The 26,682-nt window shown below is 69.6% G+C and carries 18 protein-coding genes, 1 tRNA gene and 1 pseudogene; 19 read left to right on the top strand and 1 reads right to left on the bottom strand.

Features of this window, described 5'->3' with window-relative positions; genetic code table 11:
• The first annotated feature begins 15 nt into the window (after window positions 1–15).
• The 8 genes and pseudogenes from OG780_RS19580 (at window position 16) to OG780_RS19545 (ending at window position 6,846) form a co-directional block, all read left to right on the top strand.
• On the top strand, window positions 16–1,128 hold the full coding sequence (locus OG780_RS19580; RefSeq protein WP_328449942.1) for a TniB family NTP-binding protein: 1,113 nt from the start codon (window positions 16–18) through the stop codon (window positions 1,126–1,128).
• A gap of 83 nt (window positions 1,129–1,211) precedes the next feature.
• A complete protein-coding gene (locus OG780_RS19575) occupies window positions 1,212–2,975 on the top strand; it encodes a TniQ family protein (RefSeq protein WP_328449940.1) in 1,764 nt (587 codons plus the stop codon).
• Between the two features lie 382 nt (window positions 2,976–3,357).
• Window positions 3,358–3,819: pseudogene (locus OG780_RS19570) on the top strand (hypothetical protein); the annotation flags it as partial.
• Window position 3,820: 1 nt separating this feature from the next.
• On the top strand, window positions 3,821–4,678 hold the full coding sequence (locus tag OG780_RS19565) for a type II secretion system F family protein (RefSeq protein ID WP_328449938.1): 858 nt from the start codon (window positions 3,821–3,823) through the stop codon (window positions 4,676–4,678).
• Entirely contained in the window at window positions 4,675–5,454 is a 780-nt protein-coding gene (locus OG780_RS19560) for a type II secretion system F family protein (protein ID WP_328449936.1), read from the top strand. Before OG780_RS19565 ends, OG780_RS19560 begins: the two co-directional genes overlap by 4 nt.
• Before the next feature lie 75 nt (window positions 5,455–5,529).
• Complete coding sequence (locus OG780_RS19555; protein WP_328449935.1) at window positions 5,530–5,793, top strand: DUF4244 domain-containing protein; 264 nt, start codon at window positions 5,530–5,532, stop codon at window positions 5,791–5,793.
• Window positions 5,780–6,250, top strand: a complete 471-nt coding sequence (locus OG780_RS19550; protein WP_443062178.1) for a TadE family type IV pilus minor pilin — start codon at window positions 5,780–5,782, stop codon at window positions 6,248–6,250. Before OG780_RS19555 ends, OG780_RS19550 begins: the two co-directional genes overlap by 14 nt.
• Window positions 6,247–6,846 (top strand): Rv3654c family TadE-like protein, encoded by a 600-nt coding sequence (locus tag OG780_RS19545; RefSeq protein WP_443062177.1) that lies wholly within the window; start codon window positions 6,247–6,249, stop codon window positions 6,844–6,846. Before OG780_RS19550 ends, OG780_RS19545 begins: the two co-directional genes overlap by 4 nt.
• A 13-nt stretch (window positions 6,847–6,859) precedes the next feature.
• Here the strand turns inward: OG780_RS19545 and OG780_RS19540 are convergent, their stop codons facing one another.
• Window positions 6,860–9,385, bottom strand: coding sequence for a DEAD/DEAH box helicase (locus OG780_RS19540; protein ID WP_328449932.1), 2,526 nt, complete (start codon window positions 9,383–9,385; stop codon window positions 6,860–6,862).
• Window positions 9,386–9,465: 80 nt separating this feature from the next.
• Here OG780_RS19540 and bldG point away from each other — a divergent pair, with 80 nt between their 5' ends.
• The 11 genes from bldG (at window position 9,466) to OG780_RS19485 (ending at window position 26,629) form a co-directional block, all read left to right on the top strand.
• Complete coding sequence (bldG, locus tag OG780_RS19535; protein ID WP_037625427.1) at window positions 9,466–9,819, top strand: anti-sigma factor antagonist BldG; 354 nt, start codon at window positions 9,466–9,468, stop codon at window positions 9,817–9,819.
• Window positions 9,820–9,918: 99 nt separating this feature from the next.
• Window positions 9,919–10,344 carry an ATP-binding protein gene (locus OG780_RS19530; protein WP_328449929.1) on the top strand — a complete coding sequence of 142 codons (426 nt, stop codon included), beginning with the start codon at window positions 9,919–9,921 and terminating at the stop codon, window positions 10,342–10,344.
• Between the two features lie 351 nt (window positions 10,345–10,695).
• Complete coding sequence (locus tag OG780_RS19525; RefSeq protein WP_328449927.1) at window positions 10,696–13,104, top strand: sodium-translocating pyrophosphatase; 2,409 nt, start codon at window positions 10,696–10,698, stop codon at window positions 13,102–13,104.
• A 230-nt stretch (window positions 13,105–13,334) separates the two neighbouring features.
• Window positions 13,335–13,931, top strand: coding sequence for a small secreted protein (locus tag OG780_RS19520; protein WP_328449925.1), 597 nt, complete (start codon window positions 13,335–13,337; stop codon window positions 13,929–13,931).
• A gap of 154 nt (window positions 13,932–14,085) precedes the next feature.
• Window positions 14,086–15,615: a class I SAM-dependent methyltransferase gene (locus OG780_RS19515; RefSeq protein WP_328449923.1), complete on the top strand. Its 1,530-nt coding sequence runs from the start codon at window positions 14,086–14,088 to the stop codon at window positions 15,613–15,615.
• A gap of 617 nt (window positions 15,616–16,232) precedes the next feature.
• Window positions 16,233–16,430: a hypothetical protein gene (locus OG780_RS19510; RefSeq protein ID WP_328449921.1), complete on the top strand. Its 198-nt coding sequence runs from the start codon at window positions 16,233–16,235 to the stop codon at window positions 16,428–16,430.
• 248 nt (window positions 16,431–16,678) lie between these two features.
• Window positions 16,679–19,477: a type I DNA topoisomerase gene (gene topA / locus OG780_RS19505; protein ID WP_328449919.1), complete on the top strand. Its 2,799-nt coding sequence runs from the start codon at window positions 16,679–16,681 to the stop codon at window positions 19,475–19,477.
• A 268-nt stretch (window positions 19,478–19,745) separates the two neighbouring features.
• Entirely contained in the window at window positions 19,746–23,084 is a 3,339-nt protein-coding gene (gene tmk, locus OG780_RS19500) for a dTMP kinase (RefSeq protein WP_328449917.1), read from the top strand.
• Window positions 23,085–23,476: 392 nt separating this feature from the next.
• Window positions 23,477–24,682 (top strand): DNA polymerase III subunit delta', encoded by a 1,206-nt coding sequence (locus OG780_RS19495; protein ID WP_328449915.1) that lies wholly within the window; start codon window positions 23,477–23,479, stop codon window positions 24,680–24,682.
• Window positions 24,683–24,860: 178 nt separating this feature from the next.
• The gene (locus tag OG780_RS19490; RefSeq protein ID WP_328449914.1) at window positions 24,861–26,447 is read left to right on the top strand and encodes an alpha/beta hydrolase; all 1,587 of its coding nucleotides are present in this window, start codon (window positions 24,861–24,863) and stop codon (window positions 26,445–26,447) included.
• Between the two features lie 108 nt (window positions 26,448–26,555).
• Window positions 26,556–26,629, top strand: a tRNA-Thr gene (locus tag OG780_RS19485).
• Window positions 26,630–26,682: the final 53 nt, after the last annotated feature.

Genomic DNA, 26,682 nt, shown 5'->3' with positions numbered 1-26,682 from the left:
ATCCAGGAGACGACTGTGAGTACCTTCCGACACCCCGGCCTGGCCGAACCCCGCACCAAGGAAGAGTGGCGACGCTACCGCGACAGCCGGCCACCCCAACGTCCCAACATGCCCTCATACAACGCCTACTTGAAGCTGCCAGAAGACGACAGAGATGACCTGAACGAGGCTCGCGACATCTACCACAGTGCACTCGCGATCGTCGATACCGCCCAGGTCAAGCGCCTGCACTACCTCCTGGAACGCAGGATGAAGGCCAACGCACGTCGGGCCGCCGGAGCCAGAGCGGGCCTCGTTTTCGACGGCCCGCCAACCGTCGGAAAGTCCACCCTCGTCAAGCTGTTCGGCGCACGCCACGAGAACCGACTGCGCCGAAAGAACCCAGAGAAGTTCCAGGACGGCTACGAAGCCAACGGAATGCTCATCGACTTCACCCCAGTCGTGTATCTCAGCATCCCGGCCCGAGCCACCCCCAAAGACCTGTCCGTGCTGCTTGCCGACTACCTCGGTATGGTGCAACGAGGCCGGGGAACACAGACAGACATCACCAACCACGTGCTTTCTGTTCTGGCGGACGTTGGCACGGAACTTGTCATCATTGACGATGTGCACTTCCTGGACCTCTCGGCAAAGGAAGGCCGTGTGGTTAATGACCACCTGAAGTACATCGCCAACGAGACCGCGGCAACCTTTGTCTATACCGGAGTCAATCTCAAAAAATCCGGACTCTTCCTCGAAGGACAGGCAGACTCGCGCGCAACTCAGACATCGGGTCGAAACACGCGTCACGCGGTCAGTAAGTTCGGATGCGTGACAGACAGAGAAAAGATCGAATGGGCCAAGACTGTCATGGCCTTGGAAGACACCCTTGTGCTCTACCGGCACAACCCCGGCCACTTGGTGAAGCTGTCGTCATATCTATACGACCGGACAGCCGGAAGTATCTGTGCCCTGACAGACCTGGTCCGTGAATCTGCGATCGAGGCCGTCATGAGCAAGGAAGAGACAATCACCCGCAAACTCATGGACCGGATCGAAATCAGCGAGTACGCCCAGGATTCGTACCGGAATATTGTCCGGCAGCGGCGGAATGCGGCATCTAGGCGAACGAAAGAGGTGGCGAGTTGACAGTTGATTCCGCACACTCCTCGAAATCTGATTCCTCCCGTCAGGCCGACGGTGCAAACTCTCTTTCGAGGCTCAGTGCTTCGATGCGTCGCCTTCCCGCGGTGCCGGCACCATTGGATGGAGAAGCGTTCAGTTCATGGGTGGATCGAACGGCTATCAAACTGGATGTGGCACCAGGACTAGCCGCCCGGGCGCTCGGTCTCGAATTCAGCAGCAATGATGCGTGGCCTGCCCTTTTTGGTCTCAGTCTTACACAGGCTAGCTTGGATGGCCTGCAGGCCGCGACTGGATTGTCGGCCCGCGTCCTGCTGCCAATGCAACTCGAACGGTACAACGGGACTGCGTTAAACCTGCCCAAGCTTGACGTTACGAAGGAATCAGTAATGCAGATTGCATTGGGTCACCAGTGGATGACCATCAGCGGCAGTAGGGCGTGTCCGCGCTGCCTTTTAGTCAGCGATGCTTGGCCTCTTTGGTGGCGCCTGGGAATCGCTGCCGTCTGTCCAATCCACCGTTGCCTCCTGATCGATACGTGCCCCGCCTGCGGTATCGGACTGCGACGTGGCTGCAAATTCCAACCACGACGATTACTGAGGCGCACACATAAGAATCCGGACCTGAAAGAATGCGGCAACCGGCCGAAGACTGCAGGCGGCCCGAGGCCGAGGGATGTATGCCGACAACGGATCACAGAGATCCCCACCCGTGATGTTCCGCAAGCCCTGGCTGACTTCCAGAAGCGAGCCATCTCCATCGCTGATGGAGGGAATGCCCTGATCGCAGGAAAGTCTGTGACGGCCGCCGATTGGTTCGCCACTGTGCGATACGTAGCCGCTGCTGCACGACTGACTGCGCATGACGGCGAACTTATTGCACTCCCTGACTTTGCCGCAGAATCCCTTGCCAGGGCGCGCGACGCACGCCACGAAAGCCGCGTCAAGCATTCACATGGAGGTGTGAGCGACCCTGGTGCGAAGCCGGAAACAGCCGCCGAGGCGGCAGCCGTCCTGGGCCTCGCGGAACCTGTCGTGGACGCACCCGATCGTGATTCCTGTCCTAATTATCTTGCCCTTTGGGCGCGACGGCTTTCGGGAGAACGGCAAACTCGACATCACGGGATGGATCCGCTGCGCAAAATCTATCGACCATCGATTGTGGACGAAATGGCAGTTGTGGACGAAAAGGTGGCCGCCACTACGCCCTGGTCTCAGCGCGCCGCCAGTGTGAAGCCTGCCTTCGCAGCAACCGACTTCGAAATCAGACACGTCCCTCACCTGATTGACATCGATGACTATCACGACTTAGTAGCCGCACACCTTCCCGGCATGAAGGTTTTGGTGGGCAGATATTTTGCAGCTCTCGCACTAGCCCGCTTCGCAGGGGCCGGCACCTGGATTCAGGCCGCGCAGGCGCTCAACACAAAGACTCGAACGGACTATTCGTTCAAACGCCTTGCCAGCCGAAGCCCAGAACCGGAAGCATTCTGGGTCGCGATCCGGACCTTGGCGGCACGGATGACGGCCCGCGGACCGATCGACTACGAAGCCCGTCGGATGGTGCTGTCCAGCTTGCGAGAGGTACCGCACGGCGTACTCTCCCCTCTTCTCCACCCAGCAGGTATGAGCGTTACGCTGCGGCGACAACGACATGCGGCTGCCTGGATCTGGGAACGACTTACAGGTGGTCGAGCGCAAGACGCACCAACCTACGCTGAAGGCTGGGAGGGCGTCCGGCCAGCCTCGGTCGGCATCGCACGACTGCGGTTTCACCAAGAGCTACCGACAGCGGCTGCAAACGGTCTGACGGCTTGGGGATTGGACTGGTTGGCAGCAAGCGGGATCCAGTGATTCCCGTCGGCGAGATACGGGTATTCATCGACGCGACGCGTCTGCAGGCGAGGACGTGACCGTCAGTTCTTGCGGTACTCAAGGTCGCCAGGGCGACGGTGCCGCACCTGCCGTGGCACACGACGCGGGTCGGCGCTGCCGGCGGCCCCACACGTGGCACCGCTTTCACTGCCTGACGCGCCAGCACTCACCCTGCCACTGCACTCCTGATTGGCGGCAGCGTCACCCACGCCCTGTACCTGACGGCTCTCAGCGCCTTCCACTAATCAAGGTCTGCGCACTGAACAGATCAGTGCGCAAAACGTCGATGTTCGCTGCTCAGAAAAGAGTTCAGTGCCCAGGTCAGAGCCTCGGGCACTGAACTCTTTTCTTCTGTCCGACAGGCGGTTCGGGAACTCTTCATGCCAACGCGGCGGCCCAGGTCCCGGCCCGGCTGGAGGCCTTGGGCACGGCGGCCGGGCTCGACAGGGCCGCGCTGCACAGCCAACTGGCGGCGGCACTGTCCGTGGTCCTGCACCTCGTGCGGGACCGGGCCGGACGGCGCCGGATCGCCGAGGTGCATGTGCTGGAACGCGACGCGTCGGGGCTGGTGGTGACGGTGCCGGCGCTGCGGTGGGGCGAGGACGCCTTCGCGTACGAGCGGGGGTGGGAGCGGCTGAGGGAGCTCCTTCGGGAGGGAAGTCAGGGATATCGAAGCCAGGAATGTCGCGAGCCGATCGAGCTCGGGAGGGGAAGCGCCGCCGGACCGGAGGAGTACGGGAGCCCGTCCGAGGCTGTGGACGCCGGGGTTCTGACAGGGGCCGGACGTCGGGATGCGAACGGGGAGCGGGATGAGGGTCGGTGAGATGGCGGACGCGCCCGTGGGAGCGGCGATGGCGTGTGCCGGGATCGCGGCCTGGCTGATCGGCGAGCACGGCTCGGGCGCGCGCAGAGCCAGGGTGCTGTTCGCCGGCGGTGGGGCGGTGATCGGTCCGCCTCTGTGGCAGCGGGCCCGTGTGGACTGGCGCCGGTTGCGCGGGCGGCTGCGGCCCGAAGCCTGGTCGCTGGTGGCGGGAACGGTGATCGCGGTACTGGGCACGTCGGTCCTGCCCCTCCTCCTCGGAGCCGCCGGCATGCCCTTGCTGCGCCGGGTACGGCGAGCGGGGGAGGTCCGGCGCGAGCGGGAGCGACGTGGCGACGCGGTGATCGCCCTGTGCGGCGCACTCGCCGGTGAGGTGCGGGCGGGACGTCAGCCCGGTGAGGCACTGCTCGCGGCCGCACGCGACTCGGACGGACTCGCCGACGCACAGCCGTTGGTCCTGGCCGCGGCGAGATTCGGCGGGGATGTACCGGGTGCGCTGACCGAGGCGGCACGGCAGCCCGGCGCCGACGGACTGGTGGGGCTCGCCGCGTGCTGGCGTGTGGCCGTGGACCGGGGTGCGGGGCTCGCGGCGGGACTGGACCGGCTGGAGGCCGCGCTGCGAGCCGAGCGTGATCAACGAGACGACATGCGCGCCCAGTTGGCCGGATCGCGCTCGACGGCCTCCATGCTCGCGGGCCTGCCGGTCCTCGGCCTTCTGCTCGGCACCGCGCTCGGCGCGGCCCCCCTGCACGTGCTGCTGCACACCGGTCCCGGGCTGGGCTGCCTGCTCGTCGGCGGGGTGCTGGAGGGCGTGGGGCTGTGGTGGGCGCTGCGGATCGTACGAGGAGCGGAGACGGCATGAGCGCGGAAGTTGTCCACAGACTGGGGGTGCTTGTGTGCGGAGTGCTCCTGGTCGGCGCACCGGCCCGCTGGCTCGGGACGGTGCGGCGGGCGAGGCGAGTGCGCGGACGGCTGGCCGCGTTGCTGCTCCCGGAACCCGCGCCGTCACCGCCGCGCCACGAGGTACGGGACTACAGCAGACGGTGGCTGCCTGTGGTGGGTGTCGGATGCGCCGGCTGGGTCCTGATCGGCGGCGTTGTCGGAATTCTGGTCGGACTGGCGGCCGGCTTCGGAGTCCGGTGGTGGCTCCGGCGGAATCCGGCACCTCAGGAGGAGTACGACGTGGCGTCGGCCGTCCGCCAACTGCCCCTAGCAGCCGACTTGGTGGGCGCCTGCATCGCGGCCGGGGCGAGTCCGGTGGCAGCGGCCCAGGCCGTCGGTGAGGCGCTGGGCGGGCCGGTGGGTGAGCGGCTGGCCCGGGGCGCGGCGGAGGTGCGGCTCGGCGGTGAACCGGTCGACGCATGGCGGAGGTTGGCGTCGCTTCCGGGCGCTCAGGGGCTGGCGCGGCTGCTGGAACGGGCGGGCGAGTCGGGCGTGCCGGCGGCCGTGCCGGTCGGCCGGCTCGCGGCGGAGGCCCGCGCCGAGTGGGCGCGCACCGCGACGGCGCGGGCACGCCGGGCGGCCGTCATGGTCACTGCCCCGGTGGGGCTGTGCTTTCTGCCCGCCTTCCTCGCGATCGGGGTGCTGCCCGTGGTGATCGGGCTGGCCGGCGGATTGCTGCGAGGGGGTGGGGGGTGACGGACGGCGGCAGTGGTGATGGGTGAACGGCAACCGGCGAAGTGCCCGACAGGGATGAATCCCAAGGAGGTTGGAATGAGCAGGACGGTGCGAGTTCTCGGACTGGAACGAGGGCGAGGACACGGGCAAGGACAACGGCAACAGCGTGCGCGGCTGCGGGCCTGGATGCTCGCGTCCATCGCGGCGCGGAGGGACGCGGGGATGGTCACGTCCGAGTACGCGGTGGGTGTCATCGCGGCGGTGGCCTTCGCGGCCGCGCTCTACAAGGTGGTGACGAGCGGGCAGGTCGGTGAGGAGCTGCAGGGCATCGTGGGGCGGGCCCTCAATGTTCAGATGTGAACGCCGTTTGAGCCAGGACCGGTTGAGGGCGGGTCGGGCTCTGCGCCGGGACTGGTTGAGGGTGGGTTCGGCTCTGCGCCGGGACGGTGGATTCGTCACCGCGGAGGCCGCCGTGGTCCTGCCCTCTCTGGTGCTCGTCGGCATGGCGCTGGTCTGGGCCCTGCTCGCCGCGTCCGCGGAGATCCAGTGCGTGGACGCGGCGAGGGCGGGCGCTCGGTCGGCGGCGCGCCAGGACCCGGCGGAAACGGTCCTGGCGACGGCCCGTCGCGCGGCCCCGCCCGGGGCGAAGGTCACGGTGGGCCGGGAGGGCGATCTGGTCCGGGTCACTGTCGGCGCGAGGACACCCGGTCCCGCCGCGCTGTCCCTTGAACTCAAGGACGAGGCGGTGGCGCTGGCGGAGGAGACGGTGGGGGACACGGACACGGGGGATACGGCTGCGGGGGTGGACGGGAGATGAGGAGCCGAAGTCGCCGGCGGAACCGGCGATGGGTGTGGTCAACCGTTGGGAGGGGCTGTCGTGGACGGTGGCGTGCGTCCCCCGACAGAGGATCGGCGACGGTGTGGACGGTGGGGGCGATCGCTGTGCTGTGTGCCGTCTTCGGAGCGGTGCTGTCGATGGGACAGGCCGTCGTGGTGCGGCACCGGGCGGCAGGGGCCGCGGACCTGGCGGCCCTCGCCGCGGCGGATCACTGGAGCGACGGTGGCACGGCGGCCTGCGCCCGCGCGGACCGCGTGGCCCGAGCACAGGGCGCGCGGCTCGTGCGGTGCGCGGTCGAGGGCCAGATCTTGGACGTGACGGCCTCGTCCGGAACCGGACCGATCACCGCCGAGGTCAGATCGAGGGCGGGGCCACCGGGATCTCCGGGTTCTGACGGTTCTCCGGGGCCTGTGGAGACTGTGGGACCCAAAGGTTCCTCAGAACCCTCAGGGCGCCCCGCCCTCACTCCGCCGAACCCGGCTCCTGGCCGTCACGCGCCGGACGTTCACCCGTTCAGCCCTGACGCCTCCGACTTTCACTCTTCCGGTCCTCCGCCCCCGCGCATGCCGCCGTGACTCCCCGAACGGACTACCGCGGACGCGGCTCCTTGGGGCCCGACTCCTTCTGACCCGACTCTTTCTGACCGGGCTCCTTCGGAGCGGGTTCCTCGGGTGCCGCTCGCAGGAGTTCCGTGAGCAGGCGTACGGCGCCTCGCTTGTGGAGTGGATCGTTGCCGTTCCCGCATTTGGGGGACTGGATGCAGGAGGGGCATCCGGCGTCGCACTCGCACGAGGCGATGGCCTGGCGGGTGGCCGTGAGCCAGGAGCGGGCGGTGTGGAAGGCCCGCTCGGCGAATCCGGCGCCGCCCGGGTGACCGTCGTACACGAAGACGGTGGGAAGCAGCGTGTCCGGGTGGAGCGGGACGGAGACGCCGCCGATGTCCCAGCGGTCGCAGGTGGCGAACAGCGGCAGCATGCCGATCGAGGCGTGCTCGGCGGCGTGCAGGGTGCCGCCGAGGATCTCCGGGTTGATCCGGGCCGCGTCCAACTGGTCCTCGGTGACCGTCCACCAGACGGCACGGGTACGGAGCGTACGGGGAGGGAGGTCGAGTTTGGTCTCGCCGAGCACTTCACCGGTGATGACACGCCGGCGCAGGAAGGAGACGACCTGGTTGGTGACTTCCACGGAGCCGTAGCACAACCGGCCAGCACCCCAGGGGACTTCGACATCGGTCTCGAGGACGGCGATGGTGGTCGTGTCACGGGCGACCGTCGAATACGGCGGGCTGGCCTCCTCGACCAGTGCGACCGAGTCCTCCAGGTCCAGCTTGCGCACCAGGTACGTACGGCCCTGGTGCAGATGGACCGCGCCCTCGTGGACCGCCGTGTGCGCGGCGCCCTCGTCGACCGTGCCGAGCAGGCGGCCGGTTCCGGCCTCGACGACCTGCACCGGGTTGCCGCCGCCCCCGCGGATGTCGGTCAGGTCGACGGCCCGCTCCCGGCGCGTCCAGTGCCAGGCCGTGGTCCGGCGGCGCAGCAGCTTCGCGGCCTCGAGCTGCGGCAGCAGTCCGGCGGCGGCGGGGCCGAAGAGTTCCAAGTCGTCGTCCGTGAGAGGGATCTCGGAGGCGGCGGCACACAGGTGCGGGGCCAGGACGTAGGGGTTGTCCGGGTCGAGGACCGTGGATTCCACCGGTTGGTCGAACAGGGCCTCGGGGTGATGGACGAGGAAGGTGTCCAGTGGGTCGTCGCGGGCGACCAGGATCGCCAGCGCGCCTTCGCCGGACCGGCCCGCACGGCCGGCCTGTTGCCAGAGGGAGGCGCGGGTGCCCGGGTAGCCGGAGATGACGACGGCGTCGAGGCCGGAGATGTCGACGCCGAGTTCGAGGGCGGTGGTGGCGGCGAGGCCGAGGAGCTCTCCGGAGTGCAGCGCGGCCTCCAGGGCACGGCGTTCCTCGGGGAGGTAGCCGCCGCGATAGGCGGCGACGCGCCGGGCCAGCGAGCGGTCGATCTCGGTGAGGCGTTCCTGGGCGATGAGCGCGATCAGCTCGGCGCCACGCCGGGACCGTACGAAGGAGATCGAGCGCATGCCCTGGACGGTGAGGTCGGTCAGGAGGTCGGCCGTTTCGGCGGTGGCGGTGCGCCGGACGGGTGCACCTTTCTCGCCGTGCAGTTCGGTGAGCGGGGGCTCCCACAGGGCGAACACGAGTTCCCCTCGCGGGGAGGCGTCGTCGGCGACCTCGACGACGGGGAGGCCGGTCAGGCGGCGCGCCGCGACCGAGGGTTCGGCGGCGGTCGCGGAGGCCAGCAGGAAGACGGGGGAGGCGCCGTAGCGGGCACAGATGCGGCGCAGACGGCGCAGCACCTGGGCGACGTGGGAGCCGAAGACGCCGCGGTAGGTGTGGCACTCGTCGATGACGACGTAGCGCAGGGCGCGCAGGAAGGAGGACCAGCGGGGGTGGGAGGGCAATATCCCGCGGTGCAGCATGTCGGGGTTGGTCAGGACGTAGTTGGCGTACTGGCGTACCCATTCTCGTTCCTCGAAGGGTGTGTCGCCGTCGTACACGGCTGGGCGTACGGCATTGCCCAGCGGTTGTGAAAGTTCCTTCACCGAGCGGCGCTGGTCTGCCGCCAGGGCCTTGGTGGGAGCCAGGTAGAGGGCGGTGGCGCCCCGGCCGTTCGGGGCCTCGGAGCCCTCCAGGAGGGCCGTCAGGACCGGGGCGAGGTAGGCCAGGGACTTGCCGGAGGCGGTGCCGGTGGCGACGATCACCGACTCGCCGTCCAGGGCGTGCTCGGCGACGCGTGCCTGGTGGGCCCAGGGGTGTTCGATGCCCGCGGCCTGCACCGCGGCGATGACCTCCGGACGGATCCGGTCGGGCCAGACGGCATGGCGACCCTCTCGCGGGGGCAAGTGCTCCGTATGAGTGATGCGCGAAGCCCGGCTCGGCCCCGAGGCGAGCCGGTCCAGGACGGTGCTCGGCGAGGGGCGGGAAGCGGTGTCCGCCGTGGATCGATCGGATCGGTGATTCTTGGCCATCGGCATCGAGTGTGTCACTGGCGTGACGGACAATGGGCCCAAGGCGTCGTGCACGCCTGCCGGTAAGTGATTGAATGCCATCGCGGCTGGCGAACCGTCCCGGGGGCTCTGCCGAGGTGTCCCATGGGGCGACCGCTCGATAGCAAGGTGCTGGAGGATCCGTGGACCTGTCCCTGTCGACTCGCAATGTGTCCGGCCCTAATGGCGACCGTACGGTCGTCGAGGTCGGCGGCGAAATCGATGTATATACCGCGCCCAAGCTGCGAGAGCAGCTGGTCGAGCTGGTGAACGACGGCAGTTTCCACCTTGTCGTCGACATGGAGGGCGTGGACTTCCTCGACTCCACCGGTCTCGGCGTGCTGGTGGGCGGCCTGAAGCGCGTCCGGGCCCATGAGGGCTCGCTGCGTCTGGTCTGCAACCAGGAGCGCATTCTGAAGATCTTCCGTATTACCGGTCTCACCAAGGTGTTCCCGATCCACACCTCGGTGGACGAGGCGGTCAACGCGACCGACTGACGACCGGTCTCCCGGGTCGTGGGCCCGGCATCGCACACATGGGGACCGGGCCCACGGCCCGGCCCCCAGACAGCACGCCCGTAGTTCAGAGGGGGATGCATGGCCACCGTTGAACTCCGCTTCAGCGCGCTGCCCGAGCACGTCAGGACCGCCCGACTGGTGGCGGCAGCGGTGGCGCGCAGGGCCGGAGTGGACGAGGCCGTCCTCGACGAGGTCAGGCTCGCCGTCGGCGAGGCCTGTACTCGTGCCGTCGGACTGCACCAGAGCGGCGGAATCGCGGCGCCGGTGCAGGTGACGCTGATCGAGGAGGAGAAGCAGTTCTCCATCGAGGTCGGTGACGAGGCGCCGGGTTCGGTGCCCGGAGGGGCATCCGGCACCGCCTCGGACGCGGAGGTCGAGGAGGACGAGATGGGCCTCGCGGTCATCAGCGGCCTCGTCGACGACGTGGAAGTCATCGCCGGAGAGCACGGCGGACTGATCAGGATGAGCTGGCCCACCACGCCGCCGGCCGTGGCTCTTTCCTGACAGCCGTCCCTCTTTAATTTGTCCCGAAGGGCCCTACTCGGTGGGGCCCTTCGGCATGTCCGGGGCAGGTCCGGGGTATGTTCGGCTGCGCTCGCTCGCCCATATGGTGATCATTTACTCCGGTGATCGCGTACGGCGTTTCGTGAATTGGTTCACGATCATTCGCGCGATAATTGGATCAAGCGTCAACGCTTCTGGGGCATTACTGCATTTGGGTCCGTAGACGCTTGTCGATCATTTGCTGAAGAGCAAGTGAAGATTAATTCCGCTTACCGCGGACTGTTTTGATCAGGTTCCGGTACCTAGAATCCGTCCACATCTTGAGCTCAGCCCAAGCGTCAAGGAGGACGAATGGCGGGGCTTTCTACCCCTCATCAGTTTGACCACCCCACAACCTTCGCAGCCGCGGTTCTGACGGACGGCAACCGTCTCATCGTGACGGTCATCGCGGTCGTCGCCGTGGCAGCGCTCGTGGTCGCCGGGATCCTGGTGCGCCAGGTTCTCGCGGCCGGCGAGGGCACCGACAGCATGAAGGAGATCGCGACGGCGATCCAGGAAGGCGCGAATGCCTACCTGGGGCGCCAGATGCGCACGCTCGGCGTATTCGCCGCCGTGGTGTTCTTCCTGCTCATGCTGCTTCCCGCGGACGACTGGAATCAGCGCGCCGGACGGTCGATCTTCTTCTTGATCGGCGCGGCGTTCTCGGCGACCACCGGCTATATCGGTATGTGGCTCGCCGTACGGAGCAATGTCCGCGTGGCCGCGGCCGCACGGGAAGCGACCCCGGCGGAGGGTGAGCCCGAAAAGGATCTCACCGCCGTCTCGCACAAAGCCATGAAGATCGCTTTCCGCACCGGTGGCGTAGTCGGCATGTTCACGGTGGGGCTCGGTCTGCTGGGCGCCTCCTGTGTGGTGCTCGTGTACGCGGCCGACGCGCCGAAGGTCCTGGAGGGCTTCGGTCTCGGCGCGGCACTGATTGCCATGTTCATGCGTGTCGGCGGCGGCATCTTCACCAAGGCCGCCGACGTCGGGGCCGACCTGGTCGGCAAGGTCGAGCAGGGCATCCCGGAGGACGACCCGCGCAACGCCGCGACCATCGCCGACAACGTGGGCGACAACGTGGGCGACTGCGCCGGTATGGCCGCGGACCTCTTCGAGTCGTACGCCGTCACGCTCGTCGCCGCGCTGATCCTCGGCAAGGTGGCGTTCGGCGACGCAGGGCTCGCGTTCCCGCTGATCGTCCCCGCCATCGGCGTAATCACCGCGATGATCGGCATCTTCGCGGTGGCGCCCCGGCGGTCCGACCGCAGTGGTATGTCCGCGATCAACCGCGGGTTCTTCATCTCCGCGGTGATCTCGCTCGTACTGGTAGCCCTCGCCGTCTACATCTACCTTCCGGGGACCTACGCCGAACTGGACGGGGTCACGGACGCGGCGATCAAGGCCAAGGGCGGTGATCCGCGGGTCCTCGCGGTGATCGCCGTCGCGATCGGCATCGTGCTGGCCGCGCTCATCCAGCAGTTGACCGGCTACTTCACCGAGACCACTCGCCGTCCCGTCCGGGACATCGGCAAGAGTTCACTCACCGGCGCGGCCACCGTCGTCCTCGCCGGCATCTCCATCGGTCTCGAATCGGCCGTCTACACCGCCCTGTTGATCGGCCTCGGCGTGTACGGGGCGTTCCTGCTGGGCGGTACGTCGATCTTGCTGGCGCTGTTCGCGGTGGCGCTCGCCGGAACGGGCCTGCTCACCACGGTCGGTGTCATCGTCGCGATGGACACCTTCGGCCCCGTCTCCGACAACGCGCAGGGCATCGCCGAGATGTCCGGTGACGTCGAGGGCGCGGGCGCGCAGGTACTCACCGACCTGGACGCCGTCGGCAACACCACCAAGGCCATCACCAAGGGCATCGCCATCGCCACCGCCGTTCTCGCGGCCTCGGCCCTCTTCGGCTCGTACCGTGACGCGATCACCACGGCCGCGAGCGACGTGGGCGAGAAGGTCTCGGGTCCCGGCGCGCCGCTGAACCTGATGATGGACATCTCACAGCCCAACAACCTGGTGGGTCTCATCGCGGGCGCCGCGGTCGTCTTCCTCTTCTCGGGGCTGGCGATCAACGCGGTGTCGCGGTCCGCCGGGGCGGTGGTCTACGAGGTGCGGCGGCAGTTCCGCGAGCACCCCGGGATCATGGACTACTCCGAGAAGCCCGAGTACGGGCGCGTCGTCGACATCTGCACCAAGGACGCGCTGCGCGAACTGGCCACACCCGGCCTGCTCGCGGTGCTCACGCCGATCGCGATCGGGTTCACGCTCGGCGTCGGCGCGCTCGGTTCGTTCCTCGCCGGCGCGATCGGCACCGGCACGCTGATGGCGGTCTTCCTCGCCAACTCCGGTGGCGCGTGGGACAACGCCAAGAAGCTGGTCGAGGACGGCCACCACGGCGGCAAGGGCAGCGAGGCCCACGCCGCTACGGTGATCGGCGACACGATCGGTGACCCCTTCAAGGACACGGCGGGTCCCGCGATCAACCCGCTGTTGAAGGTCATGAACCTGGTGTCGCTGCTGATCGCTCCGGCGATCGTCAAGTTCTCGTACGGCGACGACAAGAGCGTCGGCGTACGGGTGTTCATCGCCCTTCTCTCGCTCATCGTGATCGTGAGTGCCGTGTACATCTCCAAGCGGCGCGGGATCGTCATGGGTGACGAGGAGGGCAACGACGAAGGGGTCGCCAAGTCGGCCGATCCGGCGGTGGTTTCGTAGCTCACAGGTTCCACGCCTGATCCGGCACGGAAATGAGTGCCGGGTCGGGGAGTGAACCAACGGGCGGGTGTACGGCGCGTGTTGACGTGCCGTACACCCGCCCTGTGTGTGTTCACGCCGTTGTCGTGAGCCTTCTCTCGCTTGGTGCAAACAGTTTCAAAAGCTGTCGTAGTGGACATTCGCCATACGGGTGTCGCCCACATGGCGTGTATGTTCCGGGGCCGAGGGCCATGGAAGGGACCGAACCGGTGAACAAGAAGCTCGCGGCCGCACTGTCCGGCGGTGCGGTACTGGTGCTCGCGCTGTCGGGATGCGGCAGCAGCGAGGACAGCGGCAACGACAAACTGAACTCCTGGGCGAAGCAGGTCTGTGACGCGGTGAAGCCGCAGGCGCAGAAGATCGAGGAGGCGAACGCCGCGATCCAGAAGCAGACCTCGGACAACAGCACGCCGGAGGACGTCCAGAAGACCGACGCACAGGCCTTCCAGGACATGTCCGACGCCTACGAGGCGATCGGTACCGCCGTCTCCAACGCGGGACCGCCGGACGTCGAGGACGGCAAGACGAAGCAGACCAACGCGGTCAAGGAGCTCAACGACATCTCCAAGTCGTACGCCAGCCTGAAGACGCAGGTCGCCAAGCTCGACACCAAGGACCAGGCCAAGTTCGCCGAGGGCCTCAAGGGCATCGCGACCCAGCTCGGCCAACTGAGCCAGAGCGGGAGCGACGCCCTGAAGAAGCTGGAGGAGGGTGACGTGGGCAAGGCGATGGCGCAGCAGGAGAGCTGCAAGTCGGCGTCCGGGTCGCCGGGGGCCGCCAACAGCTGAGGCCGTCCGCAGGATCGAAGGAGAGCCCGGTACGCAGGCGCGCCGGGCTCTCGGCCTGTGCTGCCCGTGCCGCGCTCGCTGTCCACAGGGGAAGCTCGGTCCGCAGGGAGGCTCTGTCCACAGGTGTGGGTGCCCGTAGGCGATAGCGGACACAATGGGAGGCGTGAGTCACACCAGCCTGTCACCGTTGCCCTCGTCCGATCGTGCCGACATCACCGCACGGCTGCGGAGCGCGCTCCTCGGCGCCTCCTTCACCGCGGACGGTCTCCTCGACCTGCTCGGCGCCCCCGCGTACGCGGCCCTGGCACGCAGTGAGACCGTGCCCGCCCTCCGGGCGACCCGGGGAGACACACCGCTGGAGACGCTCGTTCGGCTGTTCCTGCTGCAGCAGCCCGTGCCGTACGCGCGTGTGGCGGACGTGCTGCCCGTCGAGGACGCCCTGGAATGCGGCTGGCTGATCCGGACGGGCGGGGACGAGGTCGCGGCGAGTGTCGACATCCGGCCATACGGCGGGCCCGGTGGCGAGGACTGGTTCATCGTGTCCGACCTCGGATGCGCCGTCGGCGGCGCGGGCGGCATCGGCAGCCGGGAGGAAGGTGTCGTCCTCGGAGTGGGAGGCGCCTCCACGACCCTCGCCGGCATCACCGTGCGCACACCCGTCGACTCCGCGCTCGATCTCGGCACCGGCTCCGGAATCCAGGCCCTGCACGTCGCGCAGCACGCCACACGCGTGACGGCGACCGATCTGAACCCCCGTGCCCTGCACATCACCGCGCTCACCCTCGCGCTCTCCGGAGCCCCGGCCGCCGACCTGCGCCAGGGCTCCCTCTTCGAGCCGGTCCGAGCCGACGAGACGTACGACCTGATCGTCTCGAACCCGCCCTTCGTGATCTCGCCGGGCGCGCGGCTGACGTACCGCGACGGCGGGATGGGCGGGGACGATCTGTGCCGCACGCTCGTTCAGGAGGCGGGGGACCGGCTGAACGAAGAGGGGTACGCCCAGTTCCTGGCCAACTGGCAGCACGTGGAGGGCGAGGACTGGCAGGACCGGCTGCGTTCCTGGGTGCCGCGTGGCTGCGACGCGTGGATCGTGCAGCGCGAGGTGCAGGACGTCACGCAGTACGCGGAGCTGTGGCTGCGCGACTCGGGCGACCACCGGGCCGACCCGGCCGACTATCAGGCACGGTACGACGCGTGGCTCGACGAGTTCGAGGCCCGCAAGGTGAAGGCTGTCGGCTTCGGATGGATCACCCTGCGCAGGACGGCGGCGGCCGAGCCCTCGATCACGGTCGAGGAGTGGCCGCACTCCGTCGAGCAGCCGCTCGGCGATGCCGTACGTGAGCACTTCGAGCGGGTCGACTATCTGAGACGGCACGACGACGCGGGTCTGCTCGCCGGTCACTTCAGACTGGTGGCGGAGGTCGTGCAGGAGCAGGTCGGACTGCCCGGCGCCGAGGACCCGGAGCACGTGGTGCTGCGTCAACACCGGGGAATGCGCAGGGCCACCAAGGTGGACACGGTCGGCGCGGGCTTCGCCGGTGTGTGCGACGGCACGCTGAGCGCGGGGCGGATCCTGGACGCCATCGCCCAACTGGTCGGCGAGGATCCGGTGTTGCTGCGAGACCGGACACCCGCACAGATCCGCCTGCTGGTCGAGCAGGGATTCCTGGAGCCGGTCGAGTAGCTGGTGATGCCGGAGCGGGCGCGCCGGGGCGCTGACACGCCTTCTCCGGCCCTCTGGCCTCTCCGGTCCTCCGGCCCCTCTCCGGTCCGGTCCAGTCCTCCGGTTACCTTCTGCCGGGGTGGCAGGAGGTACGGGGCCGGCCCGGGAGGTCCGTCGTCCGCTCGTGCCGGCGCTGGTCGCGCTCGGCCGGATACCCGATCGGGATCTTCCAGGAGGCGAAACCGGCCAACATCCGATGGACGACGAATGCTTCCGCTCAACCCTCAACCCCCCAGCCCGAGCCTCCAGCCCGAGCCCCAGCGCCTGTGCCTGCGGCAGCACCCGTGGCTGTCCTTCCCGTCCGCTCATGCAGCCCTTTCCCGGCCCTGGGCTCTGCCCTGTCCATTTCGAGGCCTGTGGCGTGGGAGTAGCGGGGGACGGGAAGGACGGATTCGCCACAGTGGGGAGCACCGGGGCGCGTCGGCAGGGCGGGGAGGGCAGGGGGCGCGCGACGTCGGGTGAGGGTGTGGGCGCCCCATGGGGTGCTGGTTGCCCGGCGTTCACCGTGGGTTCGTGTGTCGGCTGCCGGGGCGTGTCAGCCTCCCGAGCCTGAGGACGCGGGGCGAAAGGACAGAGCCATGGAAAGCGGGCCGGCGGTCTTCGCGGGGATGGTGTTCGCCCTGTTCGGAAGCGGGATCCTGGCCTGGACGGTGGTCCGGGTGCGGCAGGGCGAGCCGGTCGCCCACGGTGTGAACCGCGTCGCATCGGCGACCCTCGCGAGCGTCGCCGGAAGCGGGGCGCTGGCGCTCGGAGTGTGGTGCTTCACGCGCGTGTGAGACCGCGCGTGAAGACCCCGGCTCGGGTAACTGGAAAGTTACCCTCCGGATGGGCCCGGAAGGGCAGGTCGGCACTCCGGGCGGCAGGAATGGCGGTAGTCGGGTTACCGTTCGAGTGGCCGTTGCGGGCTTTTCCCGTTTGACACGGGGGCGGGATGTACCGTCACACTCCGCAGCGTCAGCATGACCCGATCCCTCGGGAGCCAAGCCCCGGGGAGATTCCGCGTCGACCGGAGAGAAGAGCGAAGTTGTCCCCGACCAGCGACACCGCACACGGCGGCCGCCGACTCGTCATCGTCGAGTCGCCTGCCAAGGCGAAGACGATCAAGGGCTACCTCGGCCCCGGCTATGTCGTCGAAGCGAGCGTCGGGCACATCCGTGACCTTCCCAACGGCGCCGCGGAGGTGCCCGAGAAGTACACCGGCGAGGTCCGCCGCCTCGGCGTCGACGTCGAGAACGACTTCCAGCCCATCTATGTGGTCAACGCCGACAAGAAGGCCCAGGTCAAGAAGCTCAAGGACCTGCTGAAGGACTCCGACGAACTCTTCCTCGCCACCGATGAGGACCGCGAGGGCGAGGCCATCGCGTGGCACCTCCTGGAGGTGCTGAAGCCCAAGGTTCCCGTCCACCGGATGGTCTTCCACGAGATCACCAAGGATGCGATCCGCAGCGCCGTCGCCAACCCGCGCGAGCTGAACAAGCGCATGGTCGACGCGCAGGAGACCCGCCGCATCCTCGACCGTCTCTACGGCTACGAGGTCTCGCCGGTCCTGTGGAAGAAGGTCATGCCGCGGCTGTCGGCGGGCCGCGTCCAGTCCGTGGCGACCCGGCTCGTCGTCGAGCGGGAGCGCGAGCGCATCGCCTTCCGCTCCGCCGAGTACTGGGACCTGACCGGCACCTTCGGCACCGGCCGCACCGGTGACGCGAGCGACCCGGCCAACCTCGTCGCCCGTCTGACCTCGGTCGACGGCAAGCGTGTCGCCCAGGGCCGCGACTTCGACTCGCTCGGCCAGATCAAGAGCGCGAACACGCTCCACCTGGACGAGACGAACGCCCGCGCGCTCGCCGCCGCCCTTCAGGACACGAACTTCGCCGTCCGCTCGGTCGAGTCCAAGCCCTACCGCCGCTCGCCGTACGCGCCGTTCCGTACGACGACGCTCCAGCAGGAGGCCTCGCGCAAGCTCGGCTTCGGCGCGAAGGCGACCATGCAGGTGGCGCAGAAGCTGTACGAGAACGGCTTCATCACTTATATGCGTACGGACTCCACGACCCTCTCGGACACGGCCGTCACGGCTGCCCGTGCCCAGGTCACCCAGCTGTACGGCGCCGACTATCTGCCGGCGCAGCCGCGTACGTACGCCGGAAAGGTCAAGAACGCGCAGGAGGCGCACGAGGCGATCCGTCCCTCGGGCGATCGTTTCCGCACTCCCGCCGAGACGGGACTGACCGGCGACCAGTTCAGGCTGTACGAACTGATCTGGAAGCGCACCGTCGCCTCTCAGATGAAGGACGCGGTCGGCAACTCCGTCACCGTGAAGATCGCGGGCACCTCCGCCGACGGCCGGGACGCCGAGTTCAGCGCGTCCGGCAAGACGATCACCTTCCACGGCTTCCTGAAGGCGTACGTCGAGGGCGCGGACGATCCGAACGCGGAGCTCGACGACCGTGAGCGTCGCCTTCCGCAGGTCAACGAGGGTGACCCGCTGTCCGTCGAGGAGATCACGGTCGACGGCCACGCCACCAAGCCGCCGGCCCGCTACACCGAGGCCTCCCTGGTCAAGGAGCTCGAAGAGCGCGAGATCGGCCGCCCGTCGACGTACGCGTCGATCATCGGCACGATCCTCGACCGCGGTTACGTCTTCAAGAAGGGGACGGCCCTGGTGCCCTCCTTCTTGTCGTTCGCCGTGGTCAACCTCCTGGAGAAGCACTTCGGGCGGCTCGTCGACTACGACTTCACCGCCAGGATGGAGGACGACCTCGACCGCATCGCCCGTGGTGAGGCGCAGGCCGTGCCGTGGCTGAGGCGTTTCTACTTCGGCGAGGGCGACGCGGCCGGTGCCGCCGGCGCGGGCAACGCCGACGGTGACCACCTGAGCGGTCTCAAGGAACTCGTCACCGACCTGGGCGCCATCGACGCCCGCGAGGTGTCCTCGTTCCCGGTCGGCAATGACATCGTGCTGCGCGTCGGCCGCTACGGTCCGTACGTCGAGCGCGGGGAGAAGGACGCCGAGAACCACCAGCGCGCCGACGTGCCCGAGGACCTGGCCCCGGACGAGCTGACGGTCGACCTGGCCGAGGAACTGCTCGCCAAGCCGAGCGGTGACTTCGAGCTCGGCGCCGACCCGCAGTCGGGTCACCAGATCATCGCCAGGGACGGCCGTTACGGACCGTACGTCACCGAGGTGCTCCCCGAGGGCACCCCGAAGACGGGCAAGAACGCCGTCAAGCCGCGTACCGCCTCGCTCTTCAAGTCGATGGCGCTCGACACGGTGACCCTGGACGACGCCCTCAAGCTGATGTCCCTGCCGCGTGTCGTCGGCAAGGACGCCGAAGGCGTCGAGATCACCGCGCAGAACGGGCGCTACGGGCCGTACCTGAAGAAGGGCACGGACTCGCGGTCGCTCACCTCCGAGGACCAGCTCTTCACCATCACGCTGGAAGAGGCTCTGGAGATCTACTCCCAGCCCAAGCAGCGGGGCCGCGCGGCCGCCAAGCCGCCGCTGAAGGAACTGGGCACCGACCCGGTCAGCGAGAAGCCGGTGGTGGTCAAGGACGGCCGCTTCGGGCCGTACGTCACCGACGGCGAGACCAACGCGACCCTGCGCTCCGATGACAGCGTCGAGGACATCACGCCGGAGCGCGGCTACGAGCTGCTCGCCGAGAAGCGTGCCAAGGGCCCGGCCAAGAAGACCGCGAAGAAGGCGCCCGCCAAGAAGGCGCCGGCCAAGAAGACCGCCGCCAAGAAGACGACGGCTTCCACCGCGGCTGCCAAGAAGGCGCCCGCCAAGAAGACCGCCGCGAAGAAGACGGCGGCCTCCGAAGGCTGAGCCACCGGCCGGACCCGCCCGGTTCCCGGGCCACCGGCCGGACCCGCCCGGTTCCCGGGCCACCGGCCGGACCCGCCCGGGTCCTGCCCCTCCGGTGGGATCCGGCGGCTCCCGAGCCTCAGGCCACCGAAATTTCCGCGATTCCGGTGGCCTCCGACGGGACCGGACCCACGTCAGAGAGCGGAAGCCCCTACACCATTTGGTGTGGGGGCGTCCGTTTGTTCGGGCACCCCTTCGGGGAGTCAGTGGGTCCGGATAGGCTGGCAGGATGACGCGAGCCGAGCAGCCAACGGCCCACAATTGGGCCCCCGACGAAGCCCTGGTCGCGGATTCGCGCGAGCGTGCCGTCCGCGCACTGCTGCGTCAACCGCAGCTGAAGCGGTTGTGGAGCGCACACCTCGTGGGGAGTGTCGCGGACGTACTGGCCCTGCTCGTCCTGGTCGTCCTCGCCCTCCAGGCGGCGATCTCCGAGGGTTCCTTCGGCGGTGGCGCCCGCGGGGCCGCCCTCGCCGTGGCGGCCGTCTTCGGGGCGCGCGTCCTGGCGACCCTGCTCTTCGGAGCCGTGCTCCTGGGGCCCCTGACGTCGCTCACCTCCCCCGACGGACCCCTCGACCGGCGCTGGACCATGCTCGTGGCCGACGGCCTGCGGGCAGCGCTCCTGATCGTCGCGCCCCTGTTCATCGACTGGACCCCGGACAACGCGCTCGCCGTGGTCCTGGTCATCGTCTTCGTGTCCGGAGTCGCCGAGCGGTTCTGGACGGTCTGCCGGGAGAGCGCGGCGCCCGCGCTGCTGCCCGCGCCGCCGCTGGAGGGCGCCACCGTGCGCCCGCTGCCGGACCACATGGACGCGCTGCGGCGGCTGTCCCTGCGTACCGCCTTCGCCGCGGTGCCGATCGCGGCCCTCGCCCTGGTCGCCGTCTCCCTCGTCAGCAACATGCTGGGCGCGGGGATCGACTGGTTCCACCTCCACCAGGCCGCCCTCGCCTCGTACGTGGCGGCCGGACTGTTCGCGGCCTCCCTGTCGGTGGTCACCTTCCTCGAACTGCCCGACGCCCGCACCCCGCGCGCGCGGTCGCCGCTCGAAGGACTGCGCCGTCCGAAGACGGGCACGGCCGACGACAGGGGCCGCACCGGCGCGATCCCGCTCCTGGTGCCGGCCTGCGCGGCCGTCGCCGGGGCGATCTCGGCCGCCGTCGCCGTCGCCGTGCTGGACGCCATCGACCTGGGCGGCGGACCGGTGCTCTACGGGCTGCTGGTGCTGGCCCTGACCGGCGGCGTCGTCGCCGGTATCCGCACGGCCCCCTCCCTGCTCCCGTCGCTGTCGCGGCGCAGGCTGCTCGCGCTCGCCATCGCCTTCACCGGGATCGCGCTGCTGGCCGCCGGTCTCGTCCCGGACGTCACCACCGTGCTGCTGATCCTGGCCTTCGCCGGTGTGGGCGCGGGTGTCGCGGCGAACACGGGCCACGCGCTGCTCGACCAGGAGTCCGAGGACTTCCGGCGGGCCCGTACGACCGAGCACCTCCACGCGGTGGTACGGGTCTTCGTGGCGGTCGGCGCGATCGTGGCGCCGCTGGTGGCCGCGGCGATCGGCCCGCACCGCCTGGAGAACGGCAAGTTCGTGTTCGCGCACGGCGGCGCCGCCTTCACCCTGATGCTGGTCGGCGCCCTTCTGCTGCCCGTCGCCGCCCTGGTGCTCGCCAAGGTCGACGACCGTTCCGGCGTGCCGCTGCGCAAGGACCTGCTGGACGCGCTGCGCGGTGGCGACGACCCGGCGCAGGTGCCCGCCACGAGTGGCTTCTTCATCGTCCTGGAGGGCGGCGACGGGGCCGGCAAGTCCACACAGGCGCAGGCTCTCGCCGACTGGATCCGGGCCAAGGGCCACGAGGTCGTGGTGACCCGCGAGCCGGGCGCCACGCCGGTCGGCAAGCGGCTGCGCTCGATCCTCCTCGACGTGTCGTCCACGGGCCTCTCGCACCGCGCCGAGGCCCTGCTGTACGCCGCCGACCGGGCGGAGCACGTCGACACGGTCGTCCGTCCCGCGCTGGAGCGGGGCGCCATCGTCATCTCCGACCGCTACATCGACTCGTCCGTGGCCTACCAGGGCGCGGGCCGCGACCTGTCGCCCACGGAGATCGCCCGCATCAACCGATGGGCGACGGACGGGCTCGTACCGCATCTGACCGTGCTGCTGGACGTGTCGCCGGAAGCCGCCCGTGAGCGGTTCACCGAGGCGCCCGACCGGCTGGAGTCGGAGCCGGTCGAGTTCCACGCGCGCGTGCGGTCCGGTTTCCTGACGCTCGCCGCCGCCGACCCGGGCCGCTACCTGGTCGTCGACGCCGCGCAGGAGCCCGAGGCCGTCACCACGGTCGTACGGCACCGGCTCGACGTGATGCTGCCCCTCTCCGAGGCCGAGGTGAAGGCCCAGGAGGAGGCGCGCAGGGCGGCCGAGGAGGAAGCTCGGCGCAAGGCCGAGGAAGAGGCCGCCCGCAAGGCGGAGGAGGAGCGCCTGGAGCGCGAGCGTCAGGCCCAGCTCGCGAAACTGCGCGCCGAGGAAGAGGAGCGCAAGCAGCGCGAGCTGGAAGAGGCCCAGCGGCGCGAGGCCGAGCGCCAGGCGGAGGAGGCCCGGCAGCGCGCCGAGGAGGCCCGCCGCCGCGCCGAGGAGGAGCGGGTCCGGCTTCTCGCCGAGGAAGAGGCCCGCGCCGCGGAGCAGGAGCGGGTGCGCAGGCAGGCCGAGGAGGAGGCGCGGCTGCGGGCCGAGGCCGAGGCGCGCCGCCTGGAGAAGCAGCGGAAGGCCGAGGAGGCGCTGCTGCGGGCCGAGGAGGCCCGGCGGATCGCCGCGGAGGCCGTCGCCGCTTCGGCGGCCGCGGCGGCTTCGGCCGAGGCCGCGGTGTCGAGCGCCGGTACGGCTCCGAAGCCCGGCGTCCCGACGGGTTCGCAGACCGGTGCAGGGACGGGACGCGGCGCCGATGAGGCCTCGAAGCCCTCGGCATCCCCGTCCGCTTCCGCCTCCGCGTCGGCCTCCAGGCCTTCATGGGCGGTTTCCGTGCCGGACAACGAGCCGACGGTGCCCACGCCGGTCGTGACCGACCCGGCGGCGGTCGACGAGACCGCCGTGCTTCCGCCGGTACGACCGGGGGAGGGCCGCTCGGGCAGCCGCCTGGGATCCCGCTCCGACGTCGAGGACACGGCCACGCTGCCGAAGCCGCCGGTTCCGGGCGGGGCGGCGGACGAGACGGCGGTGCTGCCGCCCGTCTCCCCGGACCCGGGTGCGGCCGACGAGACGGCCGTCCTTCCTCCGGTACGGGGCAGGGGTGCGGGGGCGGCCAGGGCCGACGGGTCGTCCGCTGACCCCGCGGACCGGATGCCCCGGGGCTTCTTCCGCGACGAGCGGCCGGCGGCGGGACCCGAGGGTCCCTCCGACCGCACGCGGGAGCTGCCGCAGGTGGACGAGACGGGCGCCCCGCGCCGCAGGCCGCGCCCCGACTGGGCCGAGGAGACCCCGCTCGACGACCTCCCGACCCTGGCGGACGAACTGCTCGGCCCGCGCGAGGACGAGGACGACTGGGACGAGGGTCCCGGCCGCGGCCGGGGCGGACGGCGACGCTAGTCCGGCCGACGCCCGGGGCTACGGCCTGGCAGGCGGTAGGGCGGTAGGGCGGTAGGGCGGCAGGCGGCGGTGACGCGGGGAACGTGGAGCCGGCGGCGCATGCTCCGGCTGACGGCTGACGGCTGACGGCTGACGGCTGACGGCTGACGGCCGATGGCTGATGGCTGGCGGCAGGCAGCTGATGGGTGACGGCCAATGGCCGGGATCGGGCCGTCTGCCGGTCGGTGTCCGGTGGGCCGCGGTCCACCGGACCACGGGGGCGGTGCGACCCCGGCGCGGTCGGCGGTCGGCGGTCGGTTCGGAGCCGGTGCACGGGCGGGTGTGCCCCGGTTGTCAGTGGCGACCCGCACAATGGACGACGCGAGACAAAGTGCGACGGAAAGGCGGAGCCCATGCCTGTGTGGGACGACCTGGTGGGCCAGGAGAAGGTGAGCGAACAGCTCGCCGCCGCTGCCCGGGACGCCGACGCCCTCGTCACGGCGGTCGCCGCGAGGACCCCGCCTCCCGAGGCGTCCAAGATGACGCACGCCTGGTTTTTCACGGGCCCGCCCGGATCGGGCCGCTCCACGGCCGCCCGCGCGTTCGCGGCCGCGTTGCAGTGCGTGAGCCCCGATCGCGCGCTCGGCGGAATCCCCGGCTGCGGGTTCTGCGACGGCTGTCATACGAGCATGGTCGGCACCCACGCCGACGTGGAGATCGTCCGCACCGACCTGCTCTCCATCGGTGTCAAGGAGACCCGCGACCTGGTCCGCCGCGCCCAGCTGTCCCCCGCGGGCGGCCGCTGGCAGGTCATCGTCCTGGAGGACGCGGACCGTCTCACGGAGGGCGCGGGCAACGTCCTGCTCAAGGCGGTCGAGGAACCCGCCCCCCGTACGGTCTGGCTCCTGTGCGCGCCGTCCATCGAGGACGTACTGCCCACCATCCGCTCCCGCTGCCGGCTGCTCACGCTGCGCACCCCGCCGGTCGACGCCGTGGCCGACATCCTCATCCGCCGTGACGGCATCGAGCCCGACGTCGCGGCGGCCGCCGCGCGCGCGACGCAGGGCCACATCGGGCGGGCCCGCCGCCTCGCGACGGACCCGAGCGCCCGTCAGCGCCGGGCCGCCGTCCTCAAGCTCCCGCTGCGGATCGACGACATCGGCGGCTGCCTCAAGGCGGCCCAGGAGCTGATCGACACGGCTTCCGAGGACGCGAAGCAGCTCGCCGAGGAGGTCGACGTCAAGGAGACGGACGAGCTGAAGGCGGCGCTCGGCGCGGTGCAGGGCGGCCGGATGCCACGGGGTACGGCGGGCGTCATGAAAGATCTGGAGGACCGGCAGAAGCGCCGAAGAACGCGGACGCAGCGGGACAGCCTGGATCTGGCGCTGATCGACCTCACCGGCTTCTACCGCGATGTGCTCGCCCTTCAGTTCGGTTCCCGTCTCGCCATCGCCAACGCGGAGGCGGAGGACACGCTGGAGCGGCTGGCCCGCGGCAGTTCGCCGGAGTCGACCCTGCGCCGTATCGACGCGATCGCCGCGTGCCGTGAGGCACTCGACCGCAACGTGGCTCCGCTGCTGGCGGTGGAGGCGATGACGATGGCGCTCCGCGCGGGCTGACCCCCTCCTGCCAGCTCTGCCGGGGCGACCCGTCCGGTGGCGGGATCCGTTCAGAACGACCTGTCCGGGGTGACCCGTTCGGGGCGATCTGGAGGGTGGGCGGTTGACCGGGTCACTCGTACGAGGCGCTTCGGCGACTGAAGGTGATCAATTGATCGCGCAAGGTTACGCTCGCGAGATGCACATGAGGCGCACCACACGGCCGACCCGACCCCTCCGTGCGAGCGGCGTGCTGCTGGCCGCCGCGGCGCTGCTCATCTCCGCCTGCTCCTCCTCGGGAAGTTCCACGACGACGGCCGCGACGACCGAGGCGGTGCTCACCGCGCTGCCGCGCGCCACGCCCTCGGCACTGGCGCCGTACTACGAGCAGAAGCTGAACTGGCGCAGCTGCGGTGTCCCCGGCTTCGAGTGCGCCACGATGAAGGCGCCGCTCGACTACGCGAAGCCGGGCTCGGGCGACGTCCGGCTGGCGGTTTCCCGCAAGAAGGCCACAGGTCCGGGCAAGCGGCTCGGTTCGCTGCTGGTCAACCCGGGAGGGCCGGGCGGTTCGGCGGTCGGCTATCTCCAGTCGTACGCCGGGATCGGCTATCCGGCGGATGTCCGTGCCCGCTACGACATGGTCGCGGTCGACCCGCGGGGAGTGGCCCGCAGCGAACCGGTCGAATGCCTCAACGGCCGCGCGATGGACGCGTTCACACAGACGGACACCACGCCGGACGACGGCCGGGAGACGGATCAGCTCGTCGAGGCGTTCAAGAAGTTCGCCGAGGGCTGCGGCGCGCACTCGCCCGATCTGCTCCGGCACGTCTCCACGGTCGAGGCGGCCCGTGACATGGACATCCTGCGGGCCGTGCTGGGCGACGAGAAGCTGACGTACGTGGGGGCGTCGTACGGGACGTTCCTGGGGGCGACGTACGCGGGCCTCTACCCGGACCGGGTGGGCCGGCTGGTGCTGGACGGCGCGCTGGACCCGTCACTGAACGCGCGCAAGCTCAACGAGGAGCAGACGGCGGGGTTCGAGACGGCGTTCCAGTCCTTCGCGAAGGACTGCGTGCGGCAAAGCGACTGCCCACTCGGCGACGCGGGCACGAGCCCCGACGAGGTGGGCAGGAACCTGAAGGCGTTCTTCCAGCAGTTGGACAAGGAGCCCATCCCGACGGGCGACCCGGACGGCCGCAAGCTCGGAGAGGCGCTCGCGACGACCGGGGTGATCGCGGCGATGTACGACGAGACGGCCTGGCCGCAGCTGCGTGACGCGCTCACCTCCGCGATGAAGAACAACGACGGCGCGGGTCTGCTCGCCCTCTCCGACAGCTACTACGAGCGGGACGCCGACGGTCGGTACGCGAACCTGATGTCCGCCAACGCCGCCGTGAACTGCCTCGACCTGCCGCCCGCCTTCTCGGGCCCGGACCAGGTGGAGCAGTCGCTCCCCTCCTTCGAGAAGGCATCCCCCGTCTTCGGTGAGGGCCTGGCCTGGGCCTCGCTGAACTGCGGGTACTGGCCGGTCAGGAACACCGGCGAGCCCCACCGCATCGAGGCCAAGGGCGCGGCGCCGATCCTCGTCGTCGGCACCACCCGGGACCCGGCGACCCCGTACCCCTGGGCGCAGTCCCTGGCCTCCCAGCTCTCCTCCGGCACGCTCCTGACCTACGTCGGCGACGGTCACACCGCCTATGGGCGCGGCAGCACCTGCATCGACTCCACGATCAACCGCTACCTCCTCCAGGGCACCCCTCCAGAGAAGGGAAAGCGCTGCTCATAGCCCTGCCGGGCACGTGCGGAGCGCATGCCCCGGGGCATGTACGGAGCACTCCGGGAAACTGTGTAGACTTACCGACGTTGCTGATCGCACCATAGGTGTGGACAGCGCGCCGCCTTAGCTCAGATGGCCAGAGCAACGCACTCGTAATGCGTAGGTCTCGGGTTCGAATCCCGAAGGCGGCTCTGTGGAAGCCTCAGGACTCACTCGCCGTGACCTGGGGCTTTTGCTTTTTTCT

This window comes from Streptomyces sp. NBC_00386 (assembly GCF_036063235.1).
Classification (GTDB): Bacteria; Actinomycetota; Actinomycetes; order Streptomycetales; family Streptomycetaceae; genus Streptomyces.
The sequence above is the reverse complement of the archived record's forward strand: the minus strand, read 5'-3'. Positions and strand labels throughout refer to the sequence as shown.

Bases quoted from the DNA above. Each gene is read 5' to 3' on its own strand.
- OG780_RS19575 (WP_328449940.1), top strand. From the start codon at position 1,212: ATGCGTCGCCTTCCCGCGGTGCCGGCACCATTGGATGGAGAAGCGTTC.
- OG780_RS19565 (WP_328449938.1), top strand. From the start codon at position 3,821: ATGGCGGACGCGCCCGTGGGAGCGGCGATGGCGTGTGCCGGGATCGCG.
- OG780_RS19560 (WP_328449936.1), top strand. From the start codon at position 4,675: ATGAGCGCGGAAGTTGTCCACAGACTGGGGGTGCTTGTGTGCGGAGTG.
- OG780_RS19555 (WP_328449935.1), top strand. From the start codon at position 5,530: ATGAGCAGGACGGTGCGAGTTCTCGGACTGGAACGAGGGCGAGGACAC.
- OG780_RS19550 (WP_443062178.1), top strand. From the start codon at position 5,780: ATGTTCAGATGTGAACGCCGTTTGAGCCAGGACCGGTTGAGGGCGGGT.
- OG780_RS19545 (WP_443062177.1), top strand. From the start codon at position 6,247: ATGAGGAGCCGAAGTCGCCGGCGGAACCGGCGATGGGTGTGGTCAACC.
- OG780_RS19540 (WP_328449932.1), bottom strand. From the start codon at position 9,385: ATGGCATTCAATCACTTACCGGCAGGCGTGCACGACGCCTTGGGCCCA.
- OG780_RS19530 (WP_328449929.1), top strand. From the start codon at position 9,919: ATGGCCACCGTTGAACTCCGCTTCAGCGCGCTGCCCGAGCACGTCAGG.
- OG780_RS19525 (WP_328449927.1), top strand. From the start codon at position 10,696: ATGGCGGGGCTTTCTACCCCTCATCAGTTTGACCACCCCACAACCTTC.
- OG780_RS19520 (WP_328449925.1), top strand. From the start codon at position 13,335: ATGGAAGGGACCGAACCGGTGAACAAGAAGCTCGCGGCCGCACTGTCC.
- OG780_RS19515 (WP_328449923.1), top strand. From the start codon at position 14,086: ATGGGAGGCGTGAGTCACACCAGCCTGTCACCGTTGCCCTCGTCCGAT.
- OG780_RS19510 (WP_328449921.1), top strand. From the start codon at position 16,233: ATGGAAAGCGGGCCGGCGGTCTTCGCGGGGATGGTGTTCGCCCTGTTC.
- tmk (WP_328449917.1), top strand. From the start codon at position 19,746: ATGACGCGAGCCGAGCAGCCAACGGCCCACAATTGGGCCCCCGACGAA.
- OG780_RS19495 (WP_328449915.1), top strand. From the start codon at position 23,477: ATGCCTGTGTGGGACGACCTGGTGGGCCAGGAGAAGGTGAGCGAACAG.
- OG780_RS19490 (WP_328449914.1), top strand. From the start codon at position 24,861: ATGCACATGAGGCGCACCACACGGCCGACCCGACCCCTCCGTGCGAGC.